General features: G+C 74.7%; 16 protein-coding genes. 8 read left to right on the top strand and 8 right to left on the bottom strand.

Annotated elements, in window-relative coordinates; all coding sequences use genetic code 11:
* The first annotated feature begins 78 nt into the window (after window positions 1–78).
* From MCM47_RS14650 to MCM47_RS14635, 4 genes are all read left to right on the top strand, one after another.
* On the top strand, window positions 79–1,779 hold the full coding sequence (locus MCM47_RS14650; RefSeq protein ID WP_238862017.1) for an MFS transporter: 1,701 nt from the start codon (window positions 79–81) through the stop codon (window positions 1,777–1,779).
* 80 nt (window positions 1,780–1,859) lie between these two features.
* Complete coding sequence (locus tag MCM47_RS14645; RefSeq protein ID WP_238862016.1) at window positions 1,860–2,561, top strand: hypothetical protein; 702 nt, start codon at window positions 1,860–1,862, stop codon at window positions 2,559–2,561.
* A 137-nt stretch (window positions 2,562–2,698) separates the two neighbouring features.
* The gene (locus tag MCM47_RS14640; RefSeq protein WP_238862015.1) at window positions 2,699–3,487 is read left to right on the top strand and encodes a DNA alkylation repair protein; all 789 of its coding nucleotides are present in this window, start codon (window positions 2,699–2,701) and stop codon (window positions 3,485–3,487) included.
* A gap of 91 nt (window positions 3,488–3,578) precedes the next feature.
* On the top strand, window positions 3,579–5,696 hold the full coding sequence (locus tag MCM47_RS14635) for a molybdopterin-dependent oxidoreductase (protein ID WP_238862014.1): 2,118 nt from the start codon (window positions 3,579–3,581) through the stop codon (window positions 5,694–5,696).
* A gap of 122 nt (window positions 5,697–5,818) precedes the next feature.
* Here the strand turns inward: MCM47_RS14635 and MCM47_RS14630 are convergent, their stop codons facing one another.
* The 3 genes from MCM47_RS14630 to MCM47_RS14620 all read right to left on the bottom strand — a co-directional run bounded on the left by MCM47_RS14630 (window position 5,819) and on the right by MCM47_RS14620 (window position 15,217).
* On the bottom strand, window positions 5,819–6,022 hold the full coding sequence (locus MCM47_RS14630) for an MbtH family NRPS accessory protein (protein WP_238862013.1): 204 nt from the start codon (window positions 6,020–6,022) through the stop codon (window positions 5,819–5,821).
* 109 nt (window positions 6,023–6,131) lie between these two features.
* Window positions 6,132–11,786, bottom strand: coding sequence for a non-ribosomal peptide synthetase/MFS transporter (locus tag MCM47_RS14625; protein ID WP_238862012.1), 5,655 nt, complete (start codon window positions 11,784–11,786; stop codon window positions 6,132–6,134).
* A complete protein-coding gene (locus MCM47_RS14620; protein WP_238862011.1) occupies window positions 11,783–15,217 on the bottom strand; it encodes an amino acid adenylation domain-containing protein in 3,435 nt (1,144 codons plus the stop codon). Before MCM47_RS14620 ends, MCM47_RS14625 begins: the two co-directional genes overlap by 4 nt.
* Window positions 15,218–15,479: 262 nt before the next feature.
* Between MCM47_RS14620 and MCM47_RS14615 the strand changes: the two genes are divergently transcribed.
* The 3 genes from MCM47_RS14615 (at window position 15,480) to MCM47_RS14605 (ending at window position 18,198) form a co-directional block, all read left to right on the top strand.
* Complete coding sequence (locus MCM47_RS14615) at window positions 15,480–16,046, top strand: TetR/AcrR family transcriptional regulator (RefSeq protein ID WP_238862010.1); 567 nt, start codon at window positions 15,480–15,482, stop codon at window positions 16,044–16,046.
* A 281-nt stretch (window positions 16,047–16,327) separates the two neighbouring features.
* Entirely contained in the window at window positions 16,328–16,771 is a 444-nt protein-coding gene (locus MCM47_RS14610; RefSeq protein WP_238862009.1) for an SRPBCC family protein, read from the top strand.
* Window positions 16,772–16,836: 65 nt separating this feature from the next.
* Window positions 16,837–18,198: a carotenoid oxygenase family protein gene (locus MCM47_RS14605; protein WP_238862008.1), complete on the top strand. Its 1,362-nt coding sequence runs from the start codon at window positions 16,837–16,839 to the stop codon at window positions 18,196–18,198.
* Between the two features lie 170 nt (window positions 18,199–18,368).
* On the opposite strand, the gene MCM47_RS14600 is transcribed toward MCM47_RS14605, so the two are convergent.
* Complete coding sequence (locus MCM47_RS14600) at window positions 18,369–18,989, bottom strand: TetR family transcriptional regulator (protein WP_238862144.1); 621 nt, start codon at window positions 18,987–18,989, stop codon at window positions 18,369–18,371.
* Between the two features lie 113 nt (window positions 18,990–19,102).
* Here MCM47_RS14600 and MCM47_RS14595 point away from each other — a divergent pair, with 113 nt between their 5' ends.
* Window positions 19,103–20,062: an oxidoreductase gene (locus MCM47_RS14595; protein ID WP_238862007.1), complete on the top strand. Its 960-nt coding sequence runs from the start codon at window positions 19,103–19,105 to the stop codon at window positions 20,060–20,062.
* Window positions 20,063–20,473: 411 nt separating this feature from the next.
* Here the strand turns inward: MCM47_RS14595 and MCM47_RS14590 are convergent, their stop codons facing one another.
* The 4 genes from MCM47_RS14590 to MCM47_RS14575 all read right to left on the bottom strand — a co-directional run bounded on the left by MCM47_RS14590 (window position 20,474) and on the right by MCM47_RS14575 (window position 23,893).
* On the bottom strand, window positions 20,474–21,760 hold the full coding sequence (locus MCM47_RS14590) for an MFS transporter (protein WP_238862006.1): 1,287 nt from the start codon (window positions 21,758–21,760) through the stop codon (window positions 20,474–20,476).
* On the bottom strand, window positions 21,757–22,299 hold the full coding sequence (locus MCM47_RS14585) for a transcriptional regulator (protein WP_238862005.1): 543 nt from the start codon (window positions 22,297–22,299) through the stop codon (window positions 21,757–21,759). The genes MCM47_RS14590 and MCM47_RS14585 overlap by 4 nt, the downstream gene beginning before the upstream one ends.
* 131 nt (window positions 22,300–22,430) lie before the next feature.
* Window positions 22,431–23,342 (bottom strand): hypothetical protein, encoded by a 912-nt coding sequence (locus tag MCM47_RS14580; RefSeq protein WP_238862004.1) that lies wholly within the window; start codon window positions 23,340–23,342, stop codon window positions 22,431–22,433.
* Window positions 23,343–23,461: 119 nt separating this feature from the next.
* The gene (locus MCM47_RS14575; protein WP_238862003.1) at window positions 23,462–23,893 is read right to left on the bottom strand and encodes a hypothetical protein; all 432 of its coding nucleotides are present in this window, start codon (window positions 23,891–23,893) and stop codon (window positions 23,462–23,464) included.
* Window positions 23,894–24,061: the final 168 nt, after the last annotated feature.

Below are 24,061 nucleotides of genomic sequence, written 5' to 3'. Positions count from 1 at the left end.
TCCGCGCTTCCCCGATTCCGAAGCCCGGTGCCCGCATTCCGGCCGACGGCTTCCGGCGCTCCAAGAAATGAGCCACCTATGCCCGACCGGCAGACCCGGGACAAAAGTCCCTGGCTGATTCTCGGCGTGCTCAGCATGGGCTTCTTCATGACGCTGCTCGATATGACGATCGTCAATATCGCGCTGCCCCATGTGATGTCCGGCCTGCACGCGTCCCTCGACGAGGGCCTGTGGGTCTTCAGCGCCTACATCCTCGGCTACGCCACCCTGCTCATCGTCGCCGGCCGCCTCGGCGACCTCTTCGGGCCCCGCCGCGTCTACCTCTACGGCCTGGCGCTGTTCGTCGCCGCCTCCTGTCTGTGCGGGGCGGCGCCCAACGCCGGCGTCCTGATCGGCGCCCGCTTCGCCCAGGGCGTCGGCGGCGCGATGCTGGCCCCGCAGATCCTCCCGATCGTCACCATGGTCTTCCCGCCGTCCAAGTGGGGTGCGGCCTTCGGCTTCACCGGCGCGCTCTCCGGGCTCGCGGTGCTGACCGGCCCGACGCTGGGCGGGGTCATCGTCAGCTACCTGGACTGGCGCTGGATCTTCTACCTCAACCTGCCGATCGGCCTCGCCACCGCCTACCTCGTGCTCAAGCACGTCCACGACTACCGGCCCGGCAAGCGGCAACCGCTCGCCCTGGTGCCGACCGCCCTGCTCATCCTCGGCCTCAGCGGCCTGGCCTTCGGGCTGATCGAGGGCGAGCGGCTGGACTGGGACGCCACCGCCTGGGCCTCGATCGCCGCCGGCCTGCTGATCCTGGTCTACTTCGGCTTCGACCAGCGGCGGCACCAGCGCTCCGGCCCGCTGCTCCCCTTCGACCTGCTGAAGCTGCGCAACTTCGCCTCGGCCAACATCGTCGCCGCCGTCATGGGCTTCTCGATGCTCGGGGCCTTCCTGCCGATCTCGCTCTACCTGCAGACCGTCCTCGGGATGACCCCGCTACGGGCCGGCTTCACCATCGCGGTGATGCCGCTCACCTCGGCGCTGGTCGCCGGGATCGGCGGCAAGCTCTCCGACCGCGGCTCGGGCAAGGCGGTCATCCTCACCGGGCTGGCCTGCTTCACCGCCGGCCTCGGCGCGTTCATCCTGGTCACCAGGACGGACACCGGCACCCTCGACCTGATCGGCCCCTTCCTGCTGGCCGGCCTCGGGATGGGCCTGGTCTTCTCCCCGCTGTTCAGCGTCGGGATGCGGCAGGTCCCGCCGCCGCAGGCCGGTGTGGCGTCCGGGCTGGTCAACACCTCGCAGGAGATCGGCGGGCTGCTGGCCAGCGCGGCGATCGGCGCCGTCCTGTCCATGCGGATCTCCAGCGGGCTGCGCAGCTGGGTGAACGAGCAGGCGCAGGCGCTGCCCGCGGAGGCCCGGGAGGGCTTCAAGCAGGCCTTCGCGCCGCTCACCGACGGCGCCGTGAAGATCGGCAGCGGCGGCCCGCCGCCCGCCGTGGCCGGTGCCGACCCGGCGCAGGCCGCCAAGGTGCAGGACGCCTTCGCGGACGCCTTCACCAACGCCATGCACAGCGGGCTCCTGCTGCCGGTGGGCCTGCTGGCCCTCGGCTGGGTGACCGCGCTGCTGCTGATCCGCGACACGCCCGCCCCGGCCTTCGGGCCGCCGAAGCCTCCCCCCGCCAGGACCACGGGCAGCGCCCCGGCGGCCGGGAAGTCGGCCCCGGCCAAGCAGCCCGAGAGCGCCGGGAAGGCCGAGACGGCCGGACCGGCCCAGCAGCCCGGAACGGCCTGACCGGCCGCCCACCGGCGGCACCGCGCCGCCCCCGGAACCCATCTCCGCACCTGTAGTCACCAGAACCAAGGAGTCATCCGATGTCCCAGTCCCCCGTGGTGCTGTCCACCCACATGATGGCGACGTACATGGTCAAGCCCGGCTGTGCCGAGCAGGCCCGTGACATCATCGCCAAGCACTGGCCCACCCTGAAGGCCCACGGGCTGGTCACCGACGAGCCCGCGACCGTGTACCACAGCGAGAGCGAGCACGGCCCGGTGTTCTTCGAGATCGTCACCTGGGTGGACGAGAACGCGGTCAGCCGCGCCTTCAACACACCCGAGGTGAACGCGATCTGGCAGGAGATGGCCGCCATCACCGAGGCCCGCGAGGGCCGGCCGCCGGTCGACTACCCGATCGTCCACCGGATGGGCTACCACCAGGACGAGCCCGACCTCCCGGAGGAGGACGCCTACACCGGGCTCGCCCACTACCTGGTCCGCCCGGACAAGGTCGCCGAGTTCCACGAGCTGATGGCCCGCGACTGGCCGACCCTGCGGGACGAGAAGCTCACCACCGGCGACCGCGCGATCGTCTACTTCGGTGAGGACGCCACCGGCCCGTTCTTCCTGGAGATCGTCCGCTGGTACGACCAGCAGGGCCCCAGCATCGCCTACCGCAACGACAAGGTCAGCGCGATCTGGCAGGACGTCTTCCGCTACACCGAGGGCCGCAGCGGCCGCCCGGCCTCCGAGTACCTGTGGGCGGGCGAGCTCAAGTTCCCCTACCACGACGCCAGCTGACACGGCCGGCGAGCAGGACTGACGCCTGCGTCCGAACCGAATCGACGTAACGTCAGAGAGCCAGAACCACCCGCGTCCGGACGGGTCGGGCCCCCGCGCCCGGCCCGTCCGGCCCCGTCCGACCCGGAGTACCATCGGTGACCCGCAAGCCCCCGCAGTCCCTCGACGCCCCGCCCGCCCCCGTGCTCGCCGACCGGCTCCGGTCCGAGCTGGAGGACAGCGCCGTGCCCGGCCGGGCCGAAGGCGAGAAGGCCTATCTGAAGAGCGAGTTGGAGCACCTCGGGGTGCCCCTCCCCGCCATGCGCACCCTGGTGCGGAACTTCGTCCGGCGCCACCCGGGCCTCGACCGCGAGACCCTGCTGGAACTCACCGAGGAACTCTGGGCCCCACCCGTCCACGAGTCCCGCTCCTGCGCCGCCCTCCTCCTGGAGAACCGCGCCGACCTGCTCGTCCGCGAGGACGTCGTCTACCTGGAGCAGTTGCTGCGCGAGTGCGGGACGTGGGCGCACGTCGACCTGATCGCCCCGAAGGGCGCCGGGGCCCTGCTGCTGCGGCTGCCCGAGACAGGCGAGGACTTCCTGCGCTGGAGCCGGGACGACCACCAGTGGGTGCGGCGCGGCGGGATCCTCTCCTACCTGCTGGCCCTGCGGGACCGGGGGGAGTTCCCGCACTACTTCCAGGACTTCGGCGAGCTCGCCGACCCGCTGCTGACCGACACCCGGTTCTTCGTGCGCAAGGCGCTCGGCTGGGCGCTGCGCGAGGGCGCCAAGCACCACCCGGAGGAGGTCGCCGGGTGGCTGCGCGAGCGGCTGCCGCGGGTCTCCGGGCTCACCCTGCGCGAGGCGATCCGGCCGATCGACGACGAGACCTGCCGCGCGCTGCTGGCGGACCACGCCGTGCACACCGGGCGGCGCCCGCGCGGCTGACCCGCCCCACCCGCCCGCTCCCCGCGCCGCCCCGTCCGATCCCCGCGCCACCCGCCCGCTCCCCGCCCCGCCCCCGACCACGGAGGACCGCATGACCCCGCAGAGTCCCGCCGACCGGCACCGCCGGCCGCTCCCGGTCGTCCAGGTGCTCGCCGAGGACGGCCGGCACCGGACGATCTGCCGGATGTGCCACGGCGGCTGCGGCGCCATCGTGACCGTCGACGGCGGCCGCCTCACGGCGATCGAGGGCGACCCGGAGAACCCGAACAACCACGGGTTCCTCTGCGCCAAGGGGCGGGCCTCGCTGGAACAGCTGGAGCACCCCGACCGGCTGACCACGCCGCTGCTGCGCACCGGACCGCGCGGCAGCGGCGAGTTCCGCGAGATCGGCTGGGACGAGGCGCTGGACCGGGTCGCCGCCGCCCTCGACCGGGCCCGGACCGAGCACGGTCCCGAGTCGGTGGTGCTGGCCCAGGGCACCGACCGCAACTACCAGGAATGGGTCTTCCGGTTCGCCAACAGCTTCGGCACGCCCAACGTGCTCGGGCCGGCGCACGTCTGCTTCTACCCGCGGGTGATGGCCGGCATCCTCACCGCGGGCGGCTTCACCTTCTGCGACTACGAGGGCCGGCCCGACCTGGTGCTGGTCTGGGGTTCCAACAAGGCGCTCACCCACGGCGACGGCGTGATCGGCACCCGGCTGCTCGCCGCCGTCCGGGACGGCACCCGGATGATCGTGGTCGACCCGCGGCGCACCCAACTGGCCTCGCGGGCCGAGACGTTCCTCCAGGTCCGGCCGGGCGGGGACGCCGCACTGGCACTCGCGATGATCCACACCGTGATCGAGGCCGACGCCTACGACCACGAGTTCGTCGAGAAGTACACCGTCGGCTTCGAGGACCTCGCCGCCCACGTGGCCGACTACGCCCCGGAGGCGGTCGCCGAGCGGACCGGCGTACCCGCCGAGGAGATCCGGGCCGCCGCCCTCGCGTACGCGGCCGCACCGAGCGCCGCCATCGAGCTGGGCACCGGGCCGCAGCAGCACCGCGACTCCTTCCACACCTGCCGGGCCGTCCTGCTGCTCTCGGCGATCTGCGGAAACCTCGACCGTCCCGGCGGCGACGTCCTCTGGGACCCGCCCGGCATCGACGGCCGGCGCTCCTTCCCGCGCGCCGAGCTGTTGCCGCCGGAGCAGGCCGCCAAGCGGCTCGGCGGCGACCGGCACCGGATCCTCGCCATGTCGGGCTGGGCGCATCCCGGCTCGGTCTGGGACGCCGTGCTCGACCCGGCCGCCCCGCACCCCGTCACCACGATGCTGGTGCACGGCAGCAACCTGCTGCTCAACTACGCGGACTCCGATCGCATCCGCAAGGCCCTGGAGCGCCTGGACTTCCTCGCCGCGGCCGACCTCCGGCTCACCCCGACCGCGGCCATGGCCGACGTGGTGCTCCCGGTCGGCGGCTGGCTGGAGCGGGACCAGATCGTCGAGCACGCCCACTACGTCGCGGCCCGGCGGGCCTTCGCCCGGGTCGGCGACAGCCGCTCGGACGAGTGGATCCTCACCGAACTCGCCCACCGGCTGGGCCTGTCCGCCGACTTCTGGCCGGACGCCCGGGACTCCCTGGACACCCGGCTGGAGCCGATCGGGATGGACTGGCGGCAGCTGGCCGAACTCCACTACCGGGCGACCCCGCTGGTCTACCACAAGTACCGCGAGCGCGGCTTCGGCACCCGCAGCGGCAAGGTCGGCCTGCGCTGCGACGCCCTCCGGGCCTTCGGCTACCCGCCGCTGCCGGTCGCCGGCCCACCGGTCGGCGGCCCCGAGGACGGCCCGTACCTGCTCACCTCCGCGCACTCGCCGTTCTACTTCAACTCCGAGTTCCGCGACCTGCCGTCGCTGCGCAGCAAGGAGCCCGAGCCCCTGCTCGACATGCACCCCGAGGCCGCCGCCCGCGAGGGCCTGGGGGACGGCGACTGGGCCGAACTCGCCACCCGCACCGGGCGGATCCGGCTACGGGTGCGGGTCACCGACAGGATCGCCCCCGACGTGGTGGTGGCGCCGGCCGCCTGGTGGTACCCCGAGCGCGGCGCGGACGGCGGCTGGCGCGAGGCCAACGTCAACCTGCTGACCAGCAACGAGGACGAGAACCCGGAGATGGGCTCGTCCACCTTCCGCGGCCTGCGCTGCACGGTGACGCGCTCGCCCTGAGCCGCGGGTGACCCGCCACCGCCGGGCCGCCGCCGGGCCGTCCCGGGCCAGCCGGGACGGGCCGGCGGCACGGCCTCGCGCGCCGCCGCACGGTCGGGCGAGGCACCCTGCGGCGGGGCTGCTCACTCGGCCGGCCCGGCCGTCCGGCGGCGCAGGCTGAGCGGGCGGATGTCCGGCCAGACCTCGTCGACGTGGGCACTGCACTCCTCCTCGCTGCCGGTGAAGCCCTCGGCCCGCCAGCCTGCGGGCAGCGGGGTGCCGGCCGGCCAGAGCGCGTGCTGCTCCTCGTCGTTGACGACCACCTGGTAGTGCGCTGCGGTGCTCACGGTGTACTCCTCGGGGAGGGACGGGGCCCGGCGGCCGGGATCGGCCGCCGGGGCTGCGGAGGGGCTGCGGCCGGGCCTCGGACGGGCCTCGGACACGGCTGCGGCGGGGTCAGCCGCCGGCCCGCGCCGACGGTGCGGCCGGCTCCGGCCGCTCGGCCCGGCGGGCCGCCGCGGCGCGGGCGCGCTCGCGCAGGCCGACCAGGTCGTCCGGTTCGGCGTCGGGCACGTCCCGGTCGAACCGGGCCAGGGCCGGCAGGCGCAGGCCCAGCGCGACCAGGACCAGCATCGCCAGGCCGAACAGCAGGTACATCAGGGCGATGCCGCGTCCGGGCCCGGTGCCGAGCAGCGGGCCGAACGAGCCGGCGAGCGCGCCGCCGTCGTCCATCAGCGGGCCGAACAGGGCGGCGCCGAGCGGGGCGATCACACCGTGGCCGAGCGGCAGGGTGGACCAGGCGACCAGGGTGTTGAGCGCGAAGACCCGGCCGTGGAACCGTTGCGGCACCTTGACCTGGACGATGGTCGAGTAGACGCCGTTGACGAGGGAGAGCGCGAAGGACATGCCGAACGCCCCGGCGGCGATCACCCAGAGGCCGGCGTGCAGGCCGGTGACGGCGCACGCCGCGGAGAGCAGGCCGGCGAGCCCGAGCATGCCGCGCACCCGGTGCCGGCGGGGGCCGCCCCAGAAGCCCATCGTGATGCCGCCGAGCAGCGCCCCCGCGCCGCCCGCGACGGCCACCCGGGCGGCGCCGGCGAGGTCGGAGAAGGCCAGCACCATCGGGGTGACCAGCAGGAACAGGGGGGAGAGGAAGACGTTCAGGCCGGCGAACCAGAGCAGCATGGAGCGGAAGCCCCGGTTGCGCCAGGAGTACTCGAAGCCGTGCTTGATCTCCTCCACCAGCGACTCGCGGCGGGTCCAGGGCAGCGTCCGGGGGAAGCGGACCGCCAGCAGGATGCCGACGGCGAGCGCGTAGCTGGCGACGTCGATGATCAGGATGCCGCGCAGGCCGATCTCCGCCATGAGCGCCACGGCCACCAGCGGGACGACGAACTGTGCTGCACCGAAAGCGAGTTGGACGACGCCGTTGGCGTGGCCGAGGTACTGCTTGGGCACGATCTGCGGCACCGCGGAGGCGTAGGCGAGCCGCTGGAAGGTGAGCGCCACGGAGAGCACGCCGAGCAGGACGTAGACCTCCCAGGAGTGCAGCTGCCCGGCGAGCAGCAGTGCGAGCATCCCGGCCTGGGTGGCGCCGGCGGCGACGTCACCGGCCAGCATGACCCGGCGCCGGTCCAGCCGGTCGACGAGGGCGCCGGCCACCGGGCCGACCACGATGCCGGGCAGCATGGCGATGACGGCGTAGAGCGCGTAGCGGGCCATCGATCCGGTCTCCAGCAGGATCCAGACCGGAAGTGCGAACTCGGTGAGCGCCGAGCCGGTGATCGAGACCAGCTGCCCGGCGGCGACGGCCAGGAAGCGGCCCATGCTGGGCTGCGGCCCGTCGTCGGCCGGCGCCGTCCGCTCGGCGGGCGCACCGGCCGTCCCGGCGGCCCCGCCCGCGCCGACCACCTCCCCCGCGCCGACCACCTCCCCCGCCGGGCGAGCGGGCGGGCCGGTCTCGCCGTGGAACCACCACGAGGCCTCCGGCCCCTGCGCCGGCAGCCGGCCGGTCTCACCGTCCAGGACGGCGCGGTGGACCGTGGTGACGGCCTCGGCCACCTCGTCCGCCCGGTACTTGACGAAGAAGTGGCCGCCCTGGTCGAGCACCGCGACGGCGGACCGCTCGGCGAGCAGCAACCACTCGCGGTAGCGCTCCTGGTAGAAGTCGGCCGCCGGGTCGCGGTCGCCGACCAGCGAGACCATCGGGGCCCTGAGCCGGGGCGCGCCGGCGTCGATCTCGGCGATGGCCCGGGTGAAGTACTCCTCGGCCGCCGCGGAGTCGCGGCGCATGTTGCCGACGATGAACCGGATCTGGTCCGGGTCGAGTTCGGAGGTGTCGACGCCCATGCCGGTGAGCCAGTTGACGTAGACCCGGTCGCCGAGCAGCGGCTCCAGCGAGGCCAGCTTGCTGAGCCCGCTCAGCACCTTGCTCCGGGGCCTGGCGAAGGGGAACTGCGCGCCGGCGTAGACGGCGTCGAGCTCGCGGCCGGAGGCCTCCAGCAGCCGGGCGGTGGCGACCGCCAGGGCGGTGCCGACGCCGCAGTGGCCGTACACCACCAGCGGGCCCTCGACCCGCTCGCGGATCTCCGCCGCGAGCTGCTCGGCGAGTTCGTCGAAGGGCAGGTGCCGTTCGGTGACGCCGATGTCGTGGCCCGGGATGGCGACCGCCCACAGCTCGGTGTCGGCCGGGAGCCGGTCGGCGACCGGCTGGTAGACGACCGCGCTGCCGCCGCCGTACGGGACGCAGACCAGGGTGAGCCGGCGGCGCCCGGGGGGCACGGCACGGGTGAGCCGGTGCAGCAGCCTGCGCGGGCCGCGGTCCTGTTCGGAGAGGTCGGCCAGGGCGGCGAGGTCGCGCACGGTGCGGCAGGTGAAGAGGTCCATCACGCTGATCGGCCGGGCGCCGGCCTCGGTGAGGCGCTTGCGCGCCCTGGCGACCACCTGGGTGGCGAGCAGCGAGTGGCCGCCGAGGTCGAAGAAGTCCTCGTCGGTGCCGACCTCGGGCACGCCGAGCACGTCGGCCCAGATCCCGGCGAGCACCCGCTCGGCCTCGGTCCGGGGGCCGAGGACGCCGGAGCCGGGGCGGCGCACCCGGGGGGCGGGCAGCGCCCGGCGGTCGAGCTTGCCGTTGGGGGTCAGCGGCAGCGCGTCCAGTACCGGGTAGGCCGTGGGAACCTGGTGGTCGGGCAGCGACTGCTTGAGCGCGGCCCGCAGCGCGGCCGGGTCGGGTTCTTCGGCGCCGGGGTGGAGCACGAGGTAGCCGACCAGGCGCTTGTCGCCGGGGGTGTCCTCGCGGACGACCACGGCGGCGTCGGCGATGCCGTCCCGGGCGCGCAGCAGGGCCTCGGTCTCGCCGGGTTCGATCCGCAGGCCGCGGATCTTCACCTGCTGGTCGATCCGGCCCAGGTGTTCCAGGGTGCCGTCGGGCCGGCGGCGGGCGAGGTCGCCGGTGCGGTAGAGCCGGGAGCCGGGCGGGCCGTACGGGTCGGGGACGAAGCGGGCGGCGGTGAGGCCGGGCCGGCGGTGGTAGCCGAGGGCGACGGCCGTGCCGCCGATGTGCAGTTCGCCGGGGGCGCCGGGCGGGACGGGGCGCAGCGCCCGGTCGAGCACGTAGAGGCGGGTGTTGTGGATCGGCAGGCCGATCGGGACGGTCTCCAGCGGGCCCTGGCACTCCCAGGCGGAGACGTCGACGGCGGCCTCGGTGGGCCCGTACAGGTTGGCCAGCGCGCAGTGCGGCAGCCGGGCGGCGAACTCCCTTGCGGTGTCGGGCGGGAGGGCCTCGCCGCTGCAGACGACCCGGCGCAGCGGGGCGCACTTCTCCAGGCCGTCCTCGGCGAGGAAGGCGGTGAGCATGGAGGGCACGAAGTGGGCGGTGGTGACGCCGGCCCGGGCGATCAGGTCGCGCAGGTAGGCGGCGTCCTTCTGGCCGCCGGGCTTGGCCAGCACCAGGCGGGCGCCGGTGGCGAGCGGCCAGAAGAACTCCCAGACGGAGACGTCGAAACCGGCCGGCGTCTTCTGCAGGACGGCGTCGCCGGGGCCGATCGGGTAGGCGTCCTGCATCCAGCGCAGCCGGTTGGCGATGCCGCGGTGGGTGTTGGGCACGCCCTTGGGGAGGCCGGTGGAGCCGGAGGTGTAGATCAGGTAGGCGGTGTCGTCGGGGGTCGGGGCGGCCGGCCGGTTCCTGGCCCTGGGCCACTCGGCGGGGTCGTCCAGCAGCAGGACGCGGGCGGTGCAGCCCTTGGGGACGGGCAGCCGCCGCTGGGTGAGCAGGACGGCCGCTGCGCTGTCCTCCAGCAGGAAGGCGAGTCGTTCGGCCGGGTACTCGGGCTCCAGCGGGGTGTAGCCGGCACCGGAGCGCAGCACGCCGAGCAGGCCGGCGACGAGTTCGGGCGACCGCTCGGCGCTGATCGCGACCAGGCTGCCGGGGCCGACGCCCTCGGCGGCCAGGCGGGCGGCGATCCGGTCGGCGGCGGCGTCGAGTTGGCGGTAGGTGAGGGCCGGGGCGTCCTCGGCGGAGACGGCGACGGCGTCCGGGGTGCGGGCGATCTGCTCGGCGATCATCGCGGTGAGCGTCGTGTCCGGACGGTCGACCGCGGTCCGGTTGAACTCCTCCAGCTCGAAGGCGCGTTCGTCCTCGGCGAGGCCGTCGAGGGTGGACAGCGGCGCGTCGGGCCGGGCGGTGACGGCCTCCAGCAGGCGCCCGAGGTGGCCGCCGAGCCGGGCGACGTCCTCCTCGGCGAACAGGTCGGTGTTGTAGTTGAAGGCGCCGGCCAGGCCGTCCGGCCACTCCTGGAGGAACAGTTCCAGGTCGAACCGGGTTCCGCTGGCCCGCACGCCGGCCGGTTGGACGTCCAGCGGGAGTTCGCCGATGGCCTCGCGGGTGGTGGCGTAGTTCTGGACGGCCAGGACGGCCTGGAAGACCGGCGGTCGGCTGACGTCCCGGGGCACCTTCAGCTCGGTGACCAGCTGGGCGAAGGGCAGCTCCTGGTGGGCGTAGGCCTCCAGGCAGGTCTCCCGGGTGCGCTGGAGCAGTTCGGCGAAGGAGGGGTCGCCGCCGAGCCGGGCGGGAAGCGCCAGCACGTTGACGAACATGCCGATGAGCGGCTCGAGTTCGGGTTCCGGCCGGCCGGCGATGGGTGAGCCGACGGCGAAGTCGGTCTGGCCGCTGTAGCGGGCCAGCAGGGCCTGGAAGGCGGCCAGCAGCACCATGTAGACCGTGGCGTCGTGCTGCTTGCCGAGGGCGGTAAGCCGGTCCAGCAGGTCGCGGTCGACGCGGAAGCCGTAGCCGGCGCCGTCGAAGGTCTGCCGGGGCGGGCGGGGCCGGGAGAGCGCCAGCTGGAGCGGTTCGACGCCGGCCAGCTCGCGGGCCCAGTGGGCGACTTCGGCGGCCAGCCGCCCGCCGCTCAGCCGCTCGCGCTGCCAGATGGCGAAGTCGCCGTACTGAAGGGTGAGTTCCGGCAGCGGGTCGGGCTTGCCGGCGGCGTACGCGGCGTAGCCGCGCAGCACCTCGGAGACCAGTACCTCACTGGACCAGCCGTCGCTGACGCTGTGGTGGACCACCAGCAGCAGGAGGTGGTCGTCGGCGGCGACCCGGACCAGCAGGGCGCGCAGCAGCGGCCCGTTCTCCAGGTCGAAGGGGACGGCGGCGGCCCGGTCGACCAGCCGGCCGGCCTCCTCCTCGTCGGCCGCGTCGGCGGTGGCCAGCTCGACCGGACCGGGCTCGGCGATCTCCAGCACCGGGCGGCCGTCCTCGGTGGCCGGGTAGCGCGAGCGCAGCGTCTCGTGCCGGGCGGCCGAGGCGTCCAGCGCGCGGCGCAGCGCCGTGGTATCGAGCGGTCCGCGCAGCCGGCGCACCACCGGGATGTTGTAGGCGGCGGTGCCGGGCGCGAACTGCTCCATGAACCAGAGGCGTTCCTGGGCGTAGGAGAGCGGCACCGGGGCGCCTTCGGGGCGGCGCGGGACGGTCTGCCTGGGCGCGGTGCGCGCCTTGAGGCGGCGGCTGAGCAGCTCCCGCTTGGCGGCGGAGAGCCGGGCCGCGGGCGGCTCGGCCGCTCCGGCGGCTGAGGTTCCGGCGACCGGGGCTCCGGCGACGGGGGTCTCGGTACTCATGACGGCGTGGGGGTCCCTTCCGGGGAGTCCTGCGCGGCGAGCAGTTCCTCGGCGGCGTCCTCGGACAGCTCGGCGAGTTCGGCGACCAGGGCGGCCTCGACGGCGTCGGCGAAGGCGGTCACGGTCCGGTGGGTGAAGAGGGTGCGCAGCGGCACGGCGAGGTCGACGGCGGCACGGATCCGGGCGACGACGCGGGTGGCCAGCAGGGAGTGGCCGCCGAGGTCGAAGAAGTCGTCGAGGGCGCCGACCCGGTCGAGGCCGAGCACCTCCTGCCAGACCTCGGCGACCAGCTCCTCTGCCTCGGTGCGCGGCGCGAGGTAGGCGGCGCGCAGGTCGGGCCGGGTGTCGGGGGCGGGCAGGGCACGGCGGTCGAGCTTGCCGTTGGGCGTCAGCGGCAGGGCGTCCAGCACCAGCAGGGCGTTGGGCACCAGGTGGCCGGGCAGGGCGGCGGTGAGCGCGGTGCGCAGGGCGTCCGGCTCGGGGGCGGGTGCGCCTGCGGCGGGCACCACGTAGCCGACCAGGGCGTCTCCCCGGACGGTCACCACGGCCTGGCCGACGCCGGGCAGGGCGAGCAGGGCGCTCTCGGTCTCGCCAGGCTCGATCCGGTAGCCCCGGAGCTTGACCTGGCTGTCGATCCGGCCGAGGAACTCCAGGGCGCCGTCGGGTCGGCGCCGGACGAGGTCGCCGGTGCGGTAGCGGCGGGCGCCGGGCGGGCCGTCCGGGTCGGGCACGAAGGCGCGCGCGGTGGCACCGGGCCGGCCGAGATAGCCGTGGGCCACTCCTGCCCCGCCGATCACCAGCTCGCCGGGGGTGCCCGGCGGCACCGGGGTGCCGTGGCGGTCGAGGACGACCGTGGTGGTCGCGCCGATCGGGCGGCCGATCGGCGGCCGGGCGGTCGCGTCCACGGCGCCGAGGTCGGCGGTGGTGGCGATGATCGTGGTCTCGGTGGGCCCGTAGGAGTTGACCACCCGGACGGTGTCCCCGAAGCGGGCCCGCCAGGCGGCGACGGCCTCGGGCTGCACCTGGTCGGCGCCGAGCACCAGCAGTCGCAGGCCGGCCGGCCACGGGGTGGTGTCGAGGTCGGCGACGAGCCGGTGCCAGTACGGGGTGGGCAGGTCGAGCACGGTGAGCCCGGCGGCGGAGGGTTCGGCGAGCTGGTCGGGCAGCGTGGCGCCGGGTGCGGCGAGCACCAGGGCGGCGCCGGCGGCGAGCGCCGGGAAGACCTCCTCGGCGCAGGTGTCGAAGCTCAGCGAGGCGAACTGGAGCACCCGGTCGGCGGCGGTGACGCCGTAACCCTCGCGCATCCAGGCGACCCGGGCGGCGAGCGCGCGCTGCGGCACCAGGACGCCCTTGGGGGTGCCGGTGGAGCCGGAGGTGTAGATCAGGTAGGCCGGGTCCTCGGGCCGCGCGGCGGCGTCGGGGCTGATCGCGTCCTGGTCCTGGGAGACAGCCGGGCCGACCGCGGCGGCGGCCGGGACGGCGGGGACCACCGGGACGTCCGCGGGCAGGCCCTCGACCGGGCGGCCGTCGGCGGTGACCAGGACGGCGGCGCCGCTGTCGGCCAGCATGAAGGCCAGCCGGGCCGCCGGGTACTCCGGGTCCAGCGGGAGGTAGCCGGCGCCGGCCCGCCATGCGGCCAGCATGGCGACCACCGCGCGCGGGCCGCGCGGCAGGCAGAACGCCACCAGGTCGCCGCGGCGCACCCCGGCGGCGGCCAGCCGGGCCGCCAACCCGCCCGACTCCGCAGCCAGTTGGGCCCGGGTGAGGCGGCCTTCGCAGCTCTCCAGGGCGATCGCGCCAGGCTGCTCGACGGCGGCGAGGTCGATCGCGGCGAGCACCGTCCCCGGGTGCGGCGGCAGCGCCGGGCCGGCCTCGGCGACGCCGGCCCCCGTCGCACCGACCTCGGCGAGCTCCTCGCCGTCCAGCAGCGGCAGCAGGTGGACCGGGGTGTCCGGGTCGGCGAGGGCGGCGCGCAGCAGGGTGTCGAACCGGCGGCCGAGCCGGCTGACCCAGGCCTCGTCCAGCAGGTCGGTCCGGTACCCGAAGATCGCCTGCAGGTCCGCGCCGTCCTGCCGGACGTCCAGGGTGAGCTCGAACTTGGCCGCGGTGTAGCCGCCGTCGAGTTCGGTGCAGCGCAGGTCGGCGAAGGCGTGCTCGTCCAGGGCGCCGCCGCTCTGGGTGTGCACGGTCAGCAGGGTCTGGAAGACCGGCGTGCGGCCCGGGTCGCGCTCCACCCGGAGCTCCTCGGCGAGCTGCTCGAACGGCACCTGGCTGTGGCCGAGCGCGCCGAGCCAGCCGGAGCGGGTGCGACGCAGCAGGTCGGCGAAGGTCGGGGGGCCGGCAGGGGCATCCCCGGTGGAGCGGGGGGAGAGGTCGGCACGCAGCACCAGGGCACTGGAGAAGTAGCCGATCACCTGCTCGGCCTCGACGGTGGTGCGGGCGGCGGTGGGCACGCCGAGGCAGAAGTCGTCCTGACCGGTGCAGCGGCCGAGCACCGCCTGGTGAGCGGCGGCGAGCACCATGAACGGCGTCAGCCGGCGGGCGCGGGCGAAGGCCTCCAGCTCGGGACCGATGCCGTGCAGGACGCGGGTGTGGAAGGCGCCCGCACTGCTGGGGCGGGCCGGCCGGGGCCGGTCCAGCGGCAGCTCCAGGGCGGGCGCGTCGGCCAGCCGCTCGCGCCAGTAGGCGAGCGCCTCCACCGCCTCGGGGCCGGCCAACCGGGCCCGCTCGGCGGCCGCGTGCGCCAGGAACGAGGGCGGCGGCGGCAGGTCGAGCGGGCGGCCGACGCGCAACGCGGCGTAGCGGTCGGCGAGTTCGGTACGCAGCAGGCCGAGCGACCAGCCGTCGGCGGCGATGTGGTGGACGACCAGACAGAGGACGTGCTCGTCCTCGCCGGTGCGCAGCAGGGCGGCGCGCAGCAGCGGGCCGCGGGCGAGGTCGAAGCCGCGGTTGGTGCGTACGGCGAGTGCGGCGGGCAGCTCCTGCGGACGGTGCCGCAGGTCGGCCTCCTCCAGCGCGACCGGCGCGGGGGGCTCCACCACGACGGACGGACGGCCGTCGTCGTTCGGGAAGCGGCTGCGCAGCGCCTCGTGCCGGGCGACCACGCCGTCGAGGGCGGTGCGCAGCGCCGCCGGGTCCAGCCGGCCGCTGAGCCGCAGCACCAGCGGGATGTTGTAGGAAGGATCCCCCGGGTCCAACTGGTCCAGGAACCACAGGCGTTCCTGACCGACGGTGAGGACGCCCGCAGGCGCCCCGCCCGGCCGGGACGCCCGTCCCGAGTCGCCGGCGGAGCCGCGGTCGGAGTCATGGCCGGAGTCGCGGTCGGAGTCATGGCCGGAGTCGCGGTCGGAACCCCGGAGGGAGCTCCGGGCGGGCGTGTGGGCAGACCCGTGGTCGGACGCTTGGACGGACGCTTGGACGGACGTGCTCATCATGCTCCTCGTGGCCCGCCCCGCGGTCGGCGACGACGGCAGGGCCAGGTCATAGCTCGGCCGCGCGCCCTGTCGGTGGGAGGGAGCTGCGCGCTCGGCGAGGCGGCGGGCCCCCGTATGGCCGCCGCAGTGCGGATCATGCTAGGGAGCCGGATCGGCGAGCGTCAATGGTCTGGACCAGCGAACCGCAGGGCGATCCCCGGAGCTCCGGCGGAACTGACGGAGGGTTGACTCGGGCGGGTGTGAGTGATTGAGTACTCACATGAAGAACGAACGCCCCCGCCAGTTGTCCACGGCCGAGGAGCGCCGGGAGACGGTGCTCCGCACCGCGATCGGAGCCTTCGCCTCGCGGGGGTACTTCGGCACCACGACCACCGAGGTCGGCAAGGCCGCCGGCATCTCGCAGGCCTACGTCTACCGCCTCTTCCCGAACAAGGAGTCCCTGTTCGTCGCCGTGGTGGAGCACTGCTTCACCCGGGTCCGGGCCAGCCTGGAGGAGGGGGCGGCACACGCCGCGAGCAGCGCACCGGAGGCCGTCCTGCACGCCATGGGGGACGCCTACGCCAAGCTGATCAGCGACAACGACCTGATGCTCGTCCAGCTGCACGCCCAGGCGGCGGCGGTCTCCGAGCCGGCGATCCGGGACGCCGTCCGGGCGGGCTACGCCCGCATGGTCGAGTACGTCCGCGGCGCCTCCGGGGGCGACGAGCGGCAGATCCAGGAGTTCTTCGCCACCGGCATGCTCTGTCACCTGCTGGTGTCGATGGGCGCCGAGGAGGTCGACGCACCCTGGACGCGCACCCTGTCGGCCGGGATCACGCACTACTGACGCACCGCAGCACCTCGGCCCCGCAGCACCCCGGCCCCGCAGTACCCCAGCACCGCGACACCGGGCCCCGAGCCCCACAGCCACACCCCGCCGCGGCGGGGCGGCGGCCCGCACTCCCCCGGCGGGCCGCCGCCCCGCCCACCTTTTGACCGCATGAGTGAGTGGTCAATCACACATGAATTCCGAGCGCCTCCTCGCCGCACGGAAATCGGTACGAACAGCGCTTTACGGCCCGGCGCCGCATTCGCCGGCCCGCCCGTCCCACCGAAGGAGAGCCCGCCATGACCGTCCACACCATCGACGAGACCGCCCCCGCCGTCGTCCGCCTCACCACCACGATCCACGCCCCGCTCGCCGCCGTCTGGTCCCTGCACACCGACATCGACTCCTGGGCCGCCTGGCTGCCGGACGTCGACCGGGCCCACCTGGAGGGTCCGCTCACCCCCGGCGCCTCCTTCCGGTGGCAGACCCACGGCCTGGACATCACCTCGACCGTCCTGGAGCTCGTCCCCGGCCGGCGGATCGTCTGGGGCGGCCCGGCCGACGGCATCGACGGCATCCACGTCTGGACCTTCGAGGAGACGGACGGCGCGGTGACCGTCCGCACCGAGGAGTCCTGGGCCGGCGCGCCCGTCGAGGCGCAGCCGGCCGAGCTGGAGGCCGCGCTGCGGGCGTCCCTGGAGGCCTGGCTCGACCACCTCAAGGCCGAGGCCGAGCGCCGCTGACCCGGCCCGGGGATCCCCTGCGCACCACCACCCCGAGATCACCGGCCGAAACCGAGGACTGCGCCATGACCGCCACCACCAAGCCCTACCTGACCGGCCACTACACCCCGGTCGCCGACGAGCTCACCGCCACCGGACTCACCGTCGAGGGCACCCTGCCGCCCGAGCTGACCGGCCGGCTGGTCCGCAACAGCCACAACCCCAAGCCCGGCGTCACCCCCACCCACTGGTTCAAGGGCAGCGGCATGGTGCACGGCATCCGGCTCCGCGAGGGTCGCGCCGAGTGGTACCGCAACCGCTGGGTGCACACCCCCGCCCTCGACGGCGCCCCCTACCTGACCGAGCACGGCCCCGACCTCACCGCCTCCACCGCCGGCACCCACGTCATCGAGCACGGCGGCCGCCTGCTCGCCCTCTGCGAGGCGAACCTGCCGTTCGAGCTCACCCCCGAGCTGGAGACCGTCGGCGCCTTCGACTGGAACGGCCGCCTCACCTCGGCCATGACCGCCCACCCCAAGGAGGACCCGGCCACCGGCGAACTGCACTTCTTCGCCTCGTCCCCGTTCCCGCCCTACCTGATCCACCACGTCTCCTCCCCCGACGGCACCGTGCTCACCAGCCAGGAGGTCCCCGGCGCGAGCGCCGCGCTGAAGCACGACTTCGCCATCACCGAGAACCACGTGGTCTTCCTGGAGGGCTCGGTCACCTTCGACCCGTCCGAGCACTCGGGCATCCCCTACGCCTGGGACGACGCGCAGGCCGCACGGATCGGCGTCATGCCGCGCGGCGCCGACGGCGCGGCGAAGGTCCGCTGGTTCCCGCTCCTGCCCGGCTACGCCATGCACCTGGCCAACGCCTACGAGGACGGCGCCGGCCGGATCGTGGTCGAGGGCCCGAGTGTCGGGCGGGACGGCTGGCGGCGCTCCTGGAACTGGTGGGTCGGCGCGCCGGGCCGCGGCGCCGAGCCCAACTCCGGCTCGCGCAGCCGCCGGTGGACGCTCGACCTGGCCGCCGGCACCGTCCGGGAGGAGCAGACCGACGACCTGACCGTCGAGTTCCCGACCATCAACGACGCCTTCACCGGCCGCGAGCACCGCTACCAGTACGCGCTCTCCTTCCCGGACGACCGCGGCGTCGGCAACCACACCCTGGTCAAGTACGACCGGCGCACCGGCACGCGGCAGCTGCTGCCGTTCGGCACCGGGCAGTTGCCCAGCGAGGCCGTGTTCGTCCCGGCCGCGCGCGCCACCGACGAGGACGCCGGCTACCTGCTCACCGTCGTCAGCGACCTCAACCTGAACGCCTCGAAGCTCCTGGTCCTGGACGCCTCCGACCTGTCCGTCCCGCCGGTCGCCACCGTCCACCTGCCGCGCCGCGTGCCGGCGATGATCCACGGCTCGTGGATCGCGGACGCCGACCTCACCTGATCGTCCGCGCCGCACCGGTACCCTCGCGATCCCTCCGCCACCGCGCCATCCGACCCCCGCCTTCGACCACGGCCCGTCGACCCGAGCCCGCCTTCGGCCCCTGCCGCGAGGCGGGCCCGGCGCACCGGCGGGCGGCGCCGCGCCCGCCCGGCACCGGTGCGTCCGGTGCGTCAGGCAGCCGGGCCGGCCACCGTGTCCAGCGCCGGGGCGAGCACGGCGAAGGCCTGCTCCAGCAGGGCGGCCGGGTCCTCGGCCCCGTCGCTCCTGCTCCACCGGCGCAGCACCGCGTCGAAGGCGGACAGCGCCATCGCCGCCGCGAGCGGCGGGTACATCGCGGTGGCCGCGTCGAGCCCGAGGCGGTGCGCCAGCTCCGCGGCCAGTTCGTCGCGCCACTGCGCCTGCCGCTCCAGGAAGCGGGCCAGCAGCGCGGGCGTCCCGAGGATCAACTGCACCACCCGCAGGGCGCGTTCGGACGCCCCGCCGCGCTCCGCACCGTCCGCGCAGGCCGCGACGGAGATCCAGACGGCGTTCCGCAGCGCGAGCGAGGGCCGCTCCCCGGCCGGGCGGGCCGCCAGCTCCGTACGCATCACGGGGCCGAGGTCGGCCAGCACCTGGACGACGACGTCCTCCTTGGAGGCGAAGTACCGGAAGAAGGTCCGCTTGGAGACGCCGGCGGCCGCCGCGATCTCGTCGATGGTGACGGTGTCGAACCCCTTCTGCGCCAGCAGTTGCAGGGCCGCCGCGGCCAACTCGTCGGCGACGAGCCGGCGCTTGCGCTCGGCCATGGTCATGGTCGGTTCGGGGCGGGAGGTCACCTGGCTCACCGCGCCATGGTAGCGCGATGCCCTGAGCGACACTCGGAGGCAGGTTGACACCAAGTGCCATCCCGGTCAGCATGTGACTCATGACTGAGCATCAGGAGTGGAGCGCCGAACACATCCCGGACCAGACCGGGCGGGTCTTCGTTGTCACCGGGGCCAGCAGCGGCCTCGGCCTGGCCACCACGCGCGCGCTGACCCGCCGCGGCGCCACGGTCGTCCTCGCCGTGCGCGACGAGCAGAAGGGCCGCCGAGCCGCCCGGGAGCTCGCCGCCGAACGGCCGGACGCCCGGCTGGAGGTACGCCGGCTCGACCTCGCCGACCTCGACTCCGTCCGCGCGTTCGCCCGCGGCGTGCACGCCGACCACCCCCGGCTGGACGTCCTGGTCAACAACGCCGGCGTCATGGCCCCGCCGCACACCCTCAGCGCCCAGGGGCACGAACTCCAGTTCGCCGCCCACCACCTCGGCCACTTCGCGCTCACCGGCCTCCTGCTCGACCTGCTCGCCGCGGGGCGCGATCCGCGCGTCGTCACGGTGACCTCGATCAACCACCGGCGCGGGCGGATCCGCTTCGACGATCTCGACGGCAGCCGCGGCTACCGGCCGATGGCCTTCTACAACCAGTCCAAGCTCGCCAACGCCGTCTTCGGCCGGCAGCTGCACCTGCGGCTCACCGAGGCCGGCAGCCCGGTCCGCAGCCTGCTCGCCCACCCCGGCTACAGCGCCACCGACATCGTGACCGGTGCGCCCACCCGGCTCCACCGGCTGCTGTTCGGCGTCCTGGCCCGGCCGCTCGCCCAGAGCCCGGACCGGGGTGCGCTGCCGCAGCTCTACGCGGCCACCCATCCGGGCGTGCGGAGCGGCGAGTTCATCGGCCCCGACGGCCCGGGCGAACTGCGCGGCGCCCCGACCCGGGTGACGCTCGCGCCCGCCGCCACCGATGCCGACACCGGGCGCCGCCTCTGGGACCTCTCGGAGCTCCTGACCGGGGTGGAGTACGGACTCCCGGCGGCCGGCAGCAGGGTCGGCACGGCCGGCGGCTGAGCTCCGGCGCGGCGGCGGTGCCGGCACGAGGACCGCCGGGAACGGCTTCCCGCCCGGGAGCACTGGGGTAGCCGGAAGGGTACGGGGGTACCGTCCGGCACGGGGAGGGGCGATGTCCGGGGGTCGACGGTGTCCGGCACGGGCTCACGGTGGCGGCGGCGCTCGTCGGCGCCGCCACCTGTGTACTGCTCTTCCGGCGCCGGGGCTCCCCCCTGGCCGCCCTGCCCGTCCTCCCGGTCTGGATCAGGGTGCCGCCCGGACTCACCGCCGCGGTGGCCGCCTCCCTCGGCATCCGGGGCGGCGACGGCACGCCGACGGCCACCATCGGCACGGCGCTGCGCGCCCTGACGCGGCGGATCGGCGCGGCCACCGCCGACCTCTCCGTCGGAGGCGCGCCGCCTGCGCGGGGCCCTAGACGGCACCCAGCTGGACGGGCTCCCGGGATTCCGGGCGAGCGGGATCACCGGCCTGCGTCGCGGCACGCAGCGCCGCCTCGACCCGGCGGTTGCCGGTCATGGTCGCCGTGACGGCGGTCATGACGAGGAGGAGGCCGGCGGCGGCGTGGAGCGGGGCCCGTACGTCGTAGGCGGTGGCCAGCCAGCCGCCGAGGAAGGCGCCGAACGGGGCGGCGCACATGCCGAGCATGCGGGAGGTGGAGGCGACCCGGCCCATCAGGTGCGCGGGGACGACCGCCTGCCGGAGGGAGGGGCCGAGCACCATCGTGGCGCCCATGGCCGCACCGCAGACGGCGAGCGCGAGGCCGGCGGCGTAGGGATCCGGAGCGACGGCGAGGCCCAGGACGGCCAGCCCCTCGACTGCGGCCGTGCAGGTGAGCGCGGCGCCGGTGCCGAGTCGTCGGCCGAGGAACGAGGCGATGCCCGCGCCGAGCAGCCCGCCGGTCGCCTCCGCCGTGAGGAGCAGGCCGAAGCCGAGGGTGCCGGTGCCGAGCCGGTCGTGCGCGAACAGGGCGAGGACCGTCTCCACGGCACAGAAGGCGATGTTCCCGACCGCCGGACGCAGCGCGAGCCCGAGCAGCAAGCGGTCCCGGAACACGTACGAGGCACCGGCCCGCGCCTGGCGCAGGAGCGACTCACGGGCCTGCGGCACGGGCCGGGGAACGGCGGGCAGTGACCGCACGAGCAGCGCGGAGAGCGCGAACGACACCGCGTCGGCGAGCAGGGGGACCGACCGCCCGAGCGCGAGCAGCGCACTGCCCGCGGGCGGCCCCGCGAAGCCGGACGCGGCGGTCTGGGCCCCGCGAAGGCGGGAGTTGGCGCGCTCAAGGAGCGCGGGGTCACGGCCGAGCAGGTCCGGCAGATAGGCCGTCGCGGCCGTGTCGAAGAACAGTCCGCCGAGGCCGAGCAGGAAGGCGACGGCCGCGAGCAGGGGAATGCTCAGCACGTCGAGCGCGGCGGCCGCCGCCGGTACCGCGAGCAGCACCGCACGCGCCGCATCCGCGATCCACATCGTGCGCCGACGGTCCCAGCGGTCCACCAGCGCGCCGCCGAGGACCCCGAAGAGCAGCCACGGCAGCGTTCCGGCGGCCGTGACGACGGCGAGCGCCATCGGATCCCGCGTCAACACCAGCGCGAGCAGTGGCAGCGCCGCATGAGTCACCCCGTCACCGAGCGAGGACACCGTCTGCGCGGTCCACAGTCGACCGAACCCGGTCGGAAGCGTCCGGACGTCCGAGGTCACTCGGCACCCCCTTCGCCCTGCTCGCGCCATGCCGGGTGGAACAGTGCGAAGACGAGCGACGCGTCCGGCAGCGACGGATCGGACAGCTCCCGGTACTCGTCCGCCAGCGCCTGGAGCCGCGCCCCCAGCTCCGCGAACTGCTCGTCGGTGAGCCGCAGATGCGCCATCCGCACGTGCCGCTCGCCGTCCACCGGCGCCGCCTCCAGGTCGGCCACCGCGTGCCGCATCAGCACATCCGGCTCTCCCGTGCCCCGGTCCGGCAGCACGATCGACCGCGCGGACATCGCGTAGTACCGCTCGGTGACCCCCCGGACCTTCCGGGTTCGCACCACCTTCACCAGGCCGGCCCGTTCGAGCAGCCGCACGTGGTAGCTGGAGCTCCCCTTGGCAAGGCCCACGCGCTCGGCGATCTGCGTGATCGTCGCGGGCTCGAAGCGGAGCACGGCCATGATCCGGTGACGCGTGAGGTTGGAGACGGCGCGCAACTGCTCGTCGGTGGTGACGTGGAACGACGTCCCGGGAAGATCATCGCTAGGCATGACTCCAATGGTCAACACTTCTTGACCATTTGGCAAGGGGTTTCCTCCGCGCTTTCGAAACGGCCGTCGCGGTCGCGAGGCCTCGGCCGCCGCACAGCGGCACGTCCGCACCCCGACCACTCACACCCGCATCAGCGGTGGCAGTGCACCGCGACCAGGACGGTGTCGCCGTCGAGGCCGTCCAGGCACTCGTTCGCGGCCCGCAGGTAGGCGGCGCGGTCCACCCCCGCCCCCGGCTCCAGCCACGTGCCGTCGGGCAGCAGCAGCGCACCGCCCGGCACGGCCGCGTCGCGGGCCTGCGCCGCGTACCGCTCACGGCTCGTGGCGAACTCGCCCGGCCAGTGCCCGAACTCCTCGCTGCCCAGGGCCGCCCGACACCTCGTCTGGGCCCTGTAGTCCTCCCGCGCGAGGTCGAGCGGGTAGCCGGTCCCGTCGGCACGGTGCCGGGCGAGGAAGTCGGCCCAGGGCCGGGCCCCGGGCAGCCCGCCGGCGAGGGCCGTCCACCGGTCGTGGCGTTCGCCCGCCTCGCGCCCCCCGTCCTCGCGCAGCGCCTCGAAGTCGAGCAGGGCTCGCGGCCCGCCGTCGCAGCGCAGCGCGGCGGCCGCGCCGGCCCCGGGGGCGTCCTCGTACTGCACCGTGATCAGACGAGGGTCGCCGGCCGCGTCCGGACGGTGCAGGAAGTGGGCCGACCGCGGACCCCCGATCCGGTAGCCGTCCCACTTCCCGTTGCGGTTGAAGGTGCTGAGGAAGAAGGCGCGGCCCTCGCCGTCGACGTACAGGTGGTTGTCGTCGCCCGGCTCGTAGCCCCGGACGCGGTTGATGGTCTCGGCGACCTGCGCCCACGTCAGGTCGTCGCGGTCCGGCAGCTCACCGCGGCGCCGGGCGGTCTCGACCCAGGTGCTGCCGCTCGGGGCGGCCGGCTCGTAGGCCGGGTACTGCGCCACCTCCCGCTCGATGTCGAACGGGGCGAGCGCCTCGGCGAGCGCGGCGTCGATGTCGCTCGGCGCGGTGGAGGGGAGGGCGGCGACCAGGGTGAAGTGCATGATTCCTTCCCGGGGAGTGCGTCTCCAGCGAGTCGATCATTCCACCGGCCCCCGCGACCACGACGCGGGGCGCCGGGAAGGCCCCGGCGCCCCGCACCCGCTACCGAGGGGAACGGGTGCTACTCACGGAACTGGAACAGCCAGGCCTGCGCCTGGTCGCGCTCCTCCAGCGGGCGCAGCGCGGTCCGCTGCGGGAAGATGTCCAGCACGCTGAGGTCCAGCGCCAGTTCGCGGCCCTCGACCGGGCCGCCCGGGACGACGATGTGGAACGTGAACCGCTCGGCCGCCTGCCGCAGCGCCCACTCGAAGGGCTCAGGGGTGCCGCGGACCTGCTGGTTCACCTCCACCGGGCCGTCCAGGCCGATGTAACTGCCGTGCCGGAGGTTCTTGATGACGACGTTGCCGTTGGCGACGCCGCTCACCTCCCAGTCCTGCTCCCCGACCTCGCCGGTCGGGGGCAGCAGGACCACGAACTCCTTGGCCGCCTGGAGGGTGAGCAACTGCTCATCGGGCTTGGCGATCGCGTAGACGCCATCGTGCACAGGGGTCACGTCCGACTCCGCTTCAGTGGTGAGGGCTGAGGTCGGGGGCGGTACCGCGGGCGGTACCACCTCCCCGACGAAGTGGGTCGATTCAAACCAAGCAACCGGTGCGGGTACAGACCACCCGCCGCCGGCCCACTCCAACGGGTGGGCAACCGCGAATGCACAGGCGACTGC

The organism is Kitasatospora sp. A2-31, from assembly GCF_022288725.1.
Lineage (GTDB): Bacteria > Actinomycetota > Actinomycetes > Streptomycetales > Streptomycetaceae > Kitasatospora.
Note: the sequence above shows the minus strand (reverse complement) of the source record. Positions and strands in the feature narration are given on the sequence as shown.

Excerpts from the sequence above, each read along its gene's own strand:
- MCM47_RS14650 (WP_238862017.1), top strand. The coding sequence starts at position 79 with ATGCCCGACCGGCAGACCCGGGACAAAAGTCCCTGGCTGATTCTCGGC.
- MCM47_RS14645 (WP_238862016.1), top strand. The coding sequence starts at position 1,860 with ATGTCCCAGTCCCCCGTGGTGCTGTCCACCCACATGATGGCGACGTAC.
- MCM47_RS14635 (WP_238862014.1), top strand. The coding sequence starts at position 3,579 with ATGACCCCGCAGAGTCCCGCCGACCGGCACCGCCGGCCGCTCCCGGTC.
- MCM47_RS14625 (WP_238862012.1), bottom strand. The coding sequence starts at position 11,786 with ATGAGTACCGAGACCCCCGTCGCCGGAGCCCCGGTCGCCGGAACCTCA.
- MCM47_RS14620 (WP_238862011.1), bottom strand. The coding sequence starts at position 15,217 with ATGAGCACGTCCGTCCAAGCGTCCGTCCAAGCGTCCGACCACGGGTCT.
- MCM47_RS14615 (WP_238862010.1), top strand. The coding sequence starts at position 15,480 with ATGAAGAACGAACGCCCCCGCCAGTTGTCCACGGCCGAGGAGCGCCGG.
- MCM47_RS14610 (WP_238862009.1), top strand. The coding sequence starts at position 16,328 with ATGACCGTCCACACCATCGACGAGACCGCCCCCGCCGTCGTCCGCCTC.
- MCM47_RS14605 (WP_238862008.1), top strand. The coding sequence starts at position 16,837 with ATGACCGCCACCACCAAGCCCTACCTGACCGGCCACTACACCCCGGTC.
- MCM47_RS14600 (WP_238862144.1), bottom strand. The coding sequence starts at position 18,989 with ATGACCATGGCCGAGCGCAAGCGCCGGCTCGTCGCCGACGAGTTGGCC.
- MCM47_RS14595 (WP_238862007.1), top strand. The coding sequence starts at position 19,103 with ATGACTGAGCATCAGGAGTGGAGCGCCGAACACATCCCGGACCAGACC.
- MCM47_RS14585 (WP_238862005.1), bottom strand. The coding sequence starts at position 22,299 with ATGCCTAGCGATGATCTTCCCGGGACGTCGTTCCACGTCACCACCGAC.
- MCM47_RS14580 (WP_238862004.1), bottom strand. The coding sequence starts at position 23,342 with ATGCACTTCACCCTGGTCGCCGCCCTCCCCTCCACCGCGCCGAGCGAC.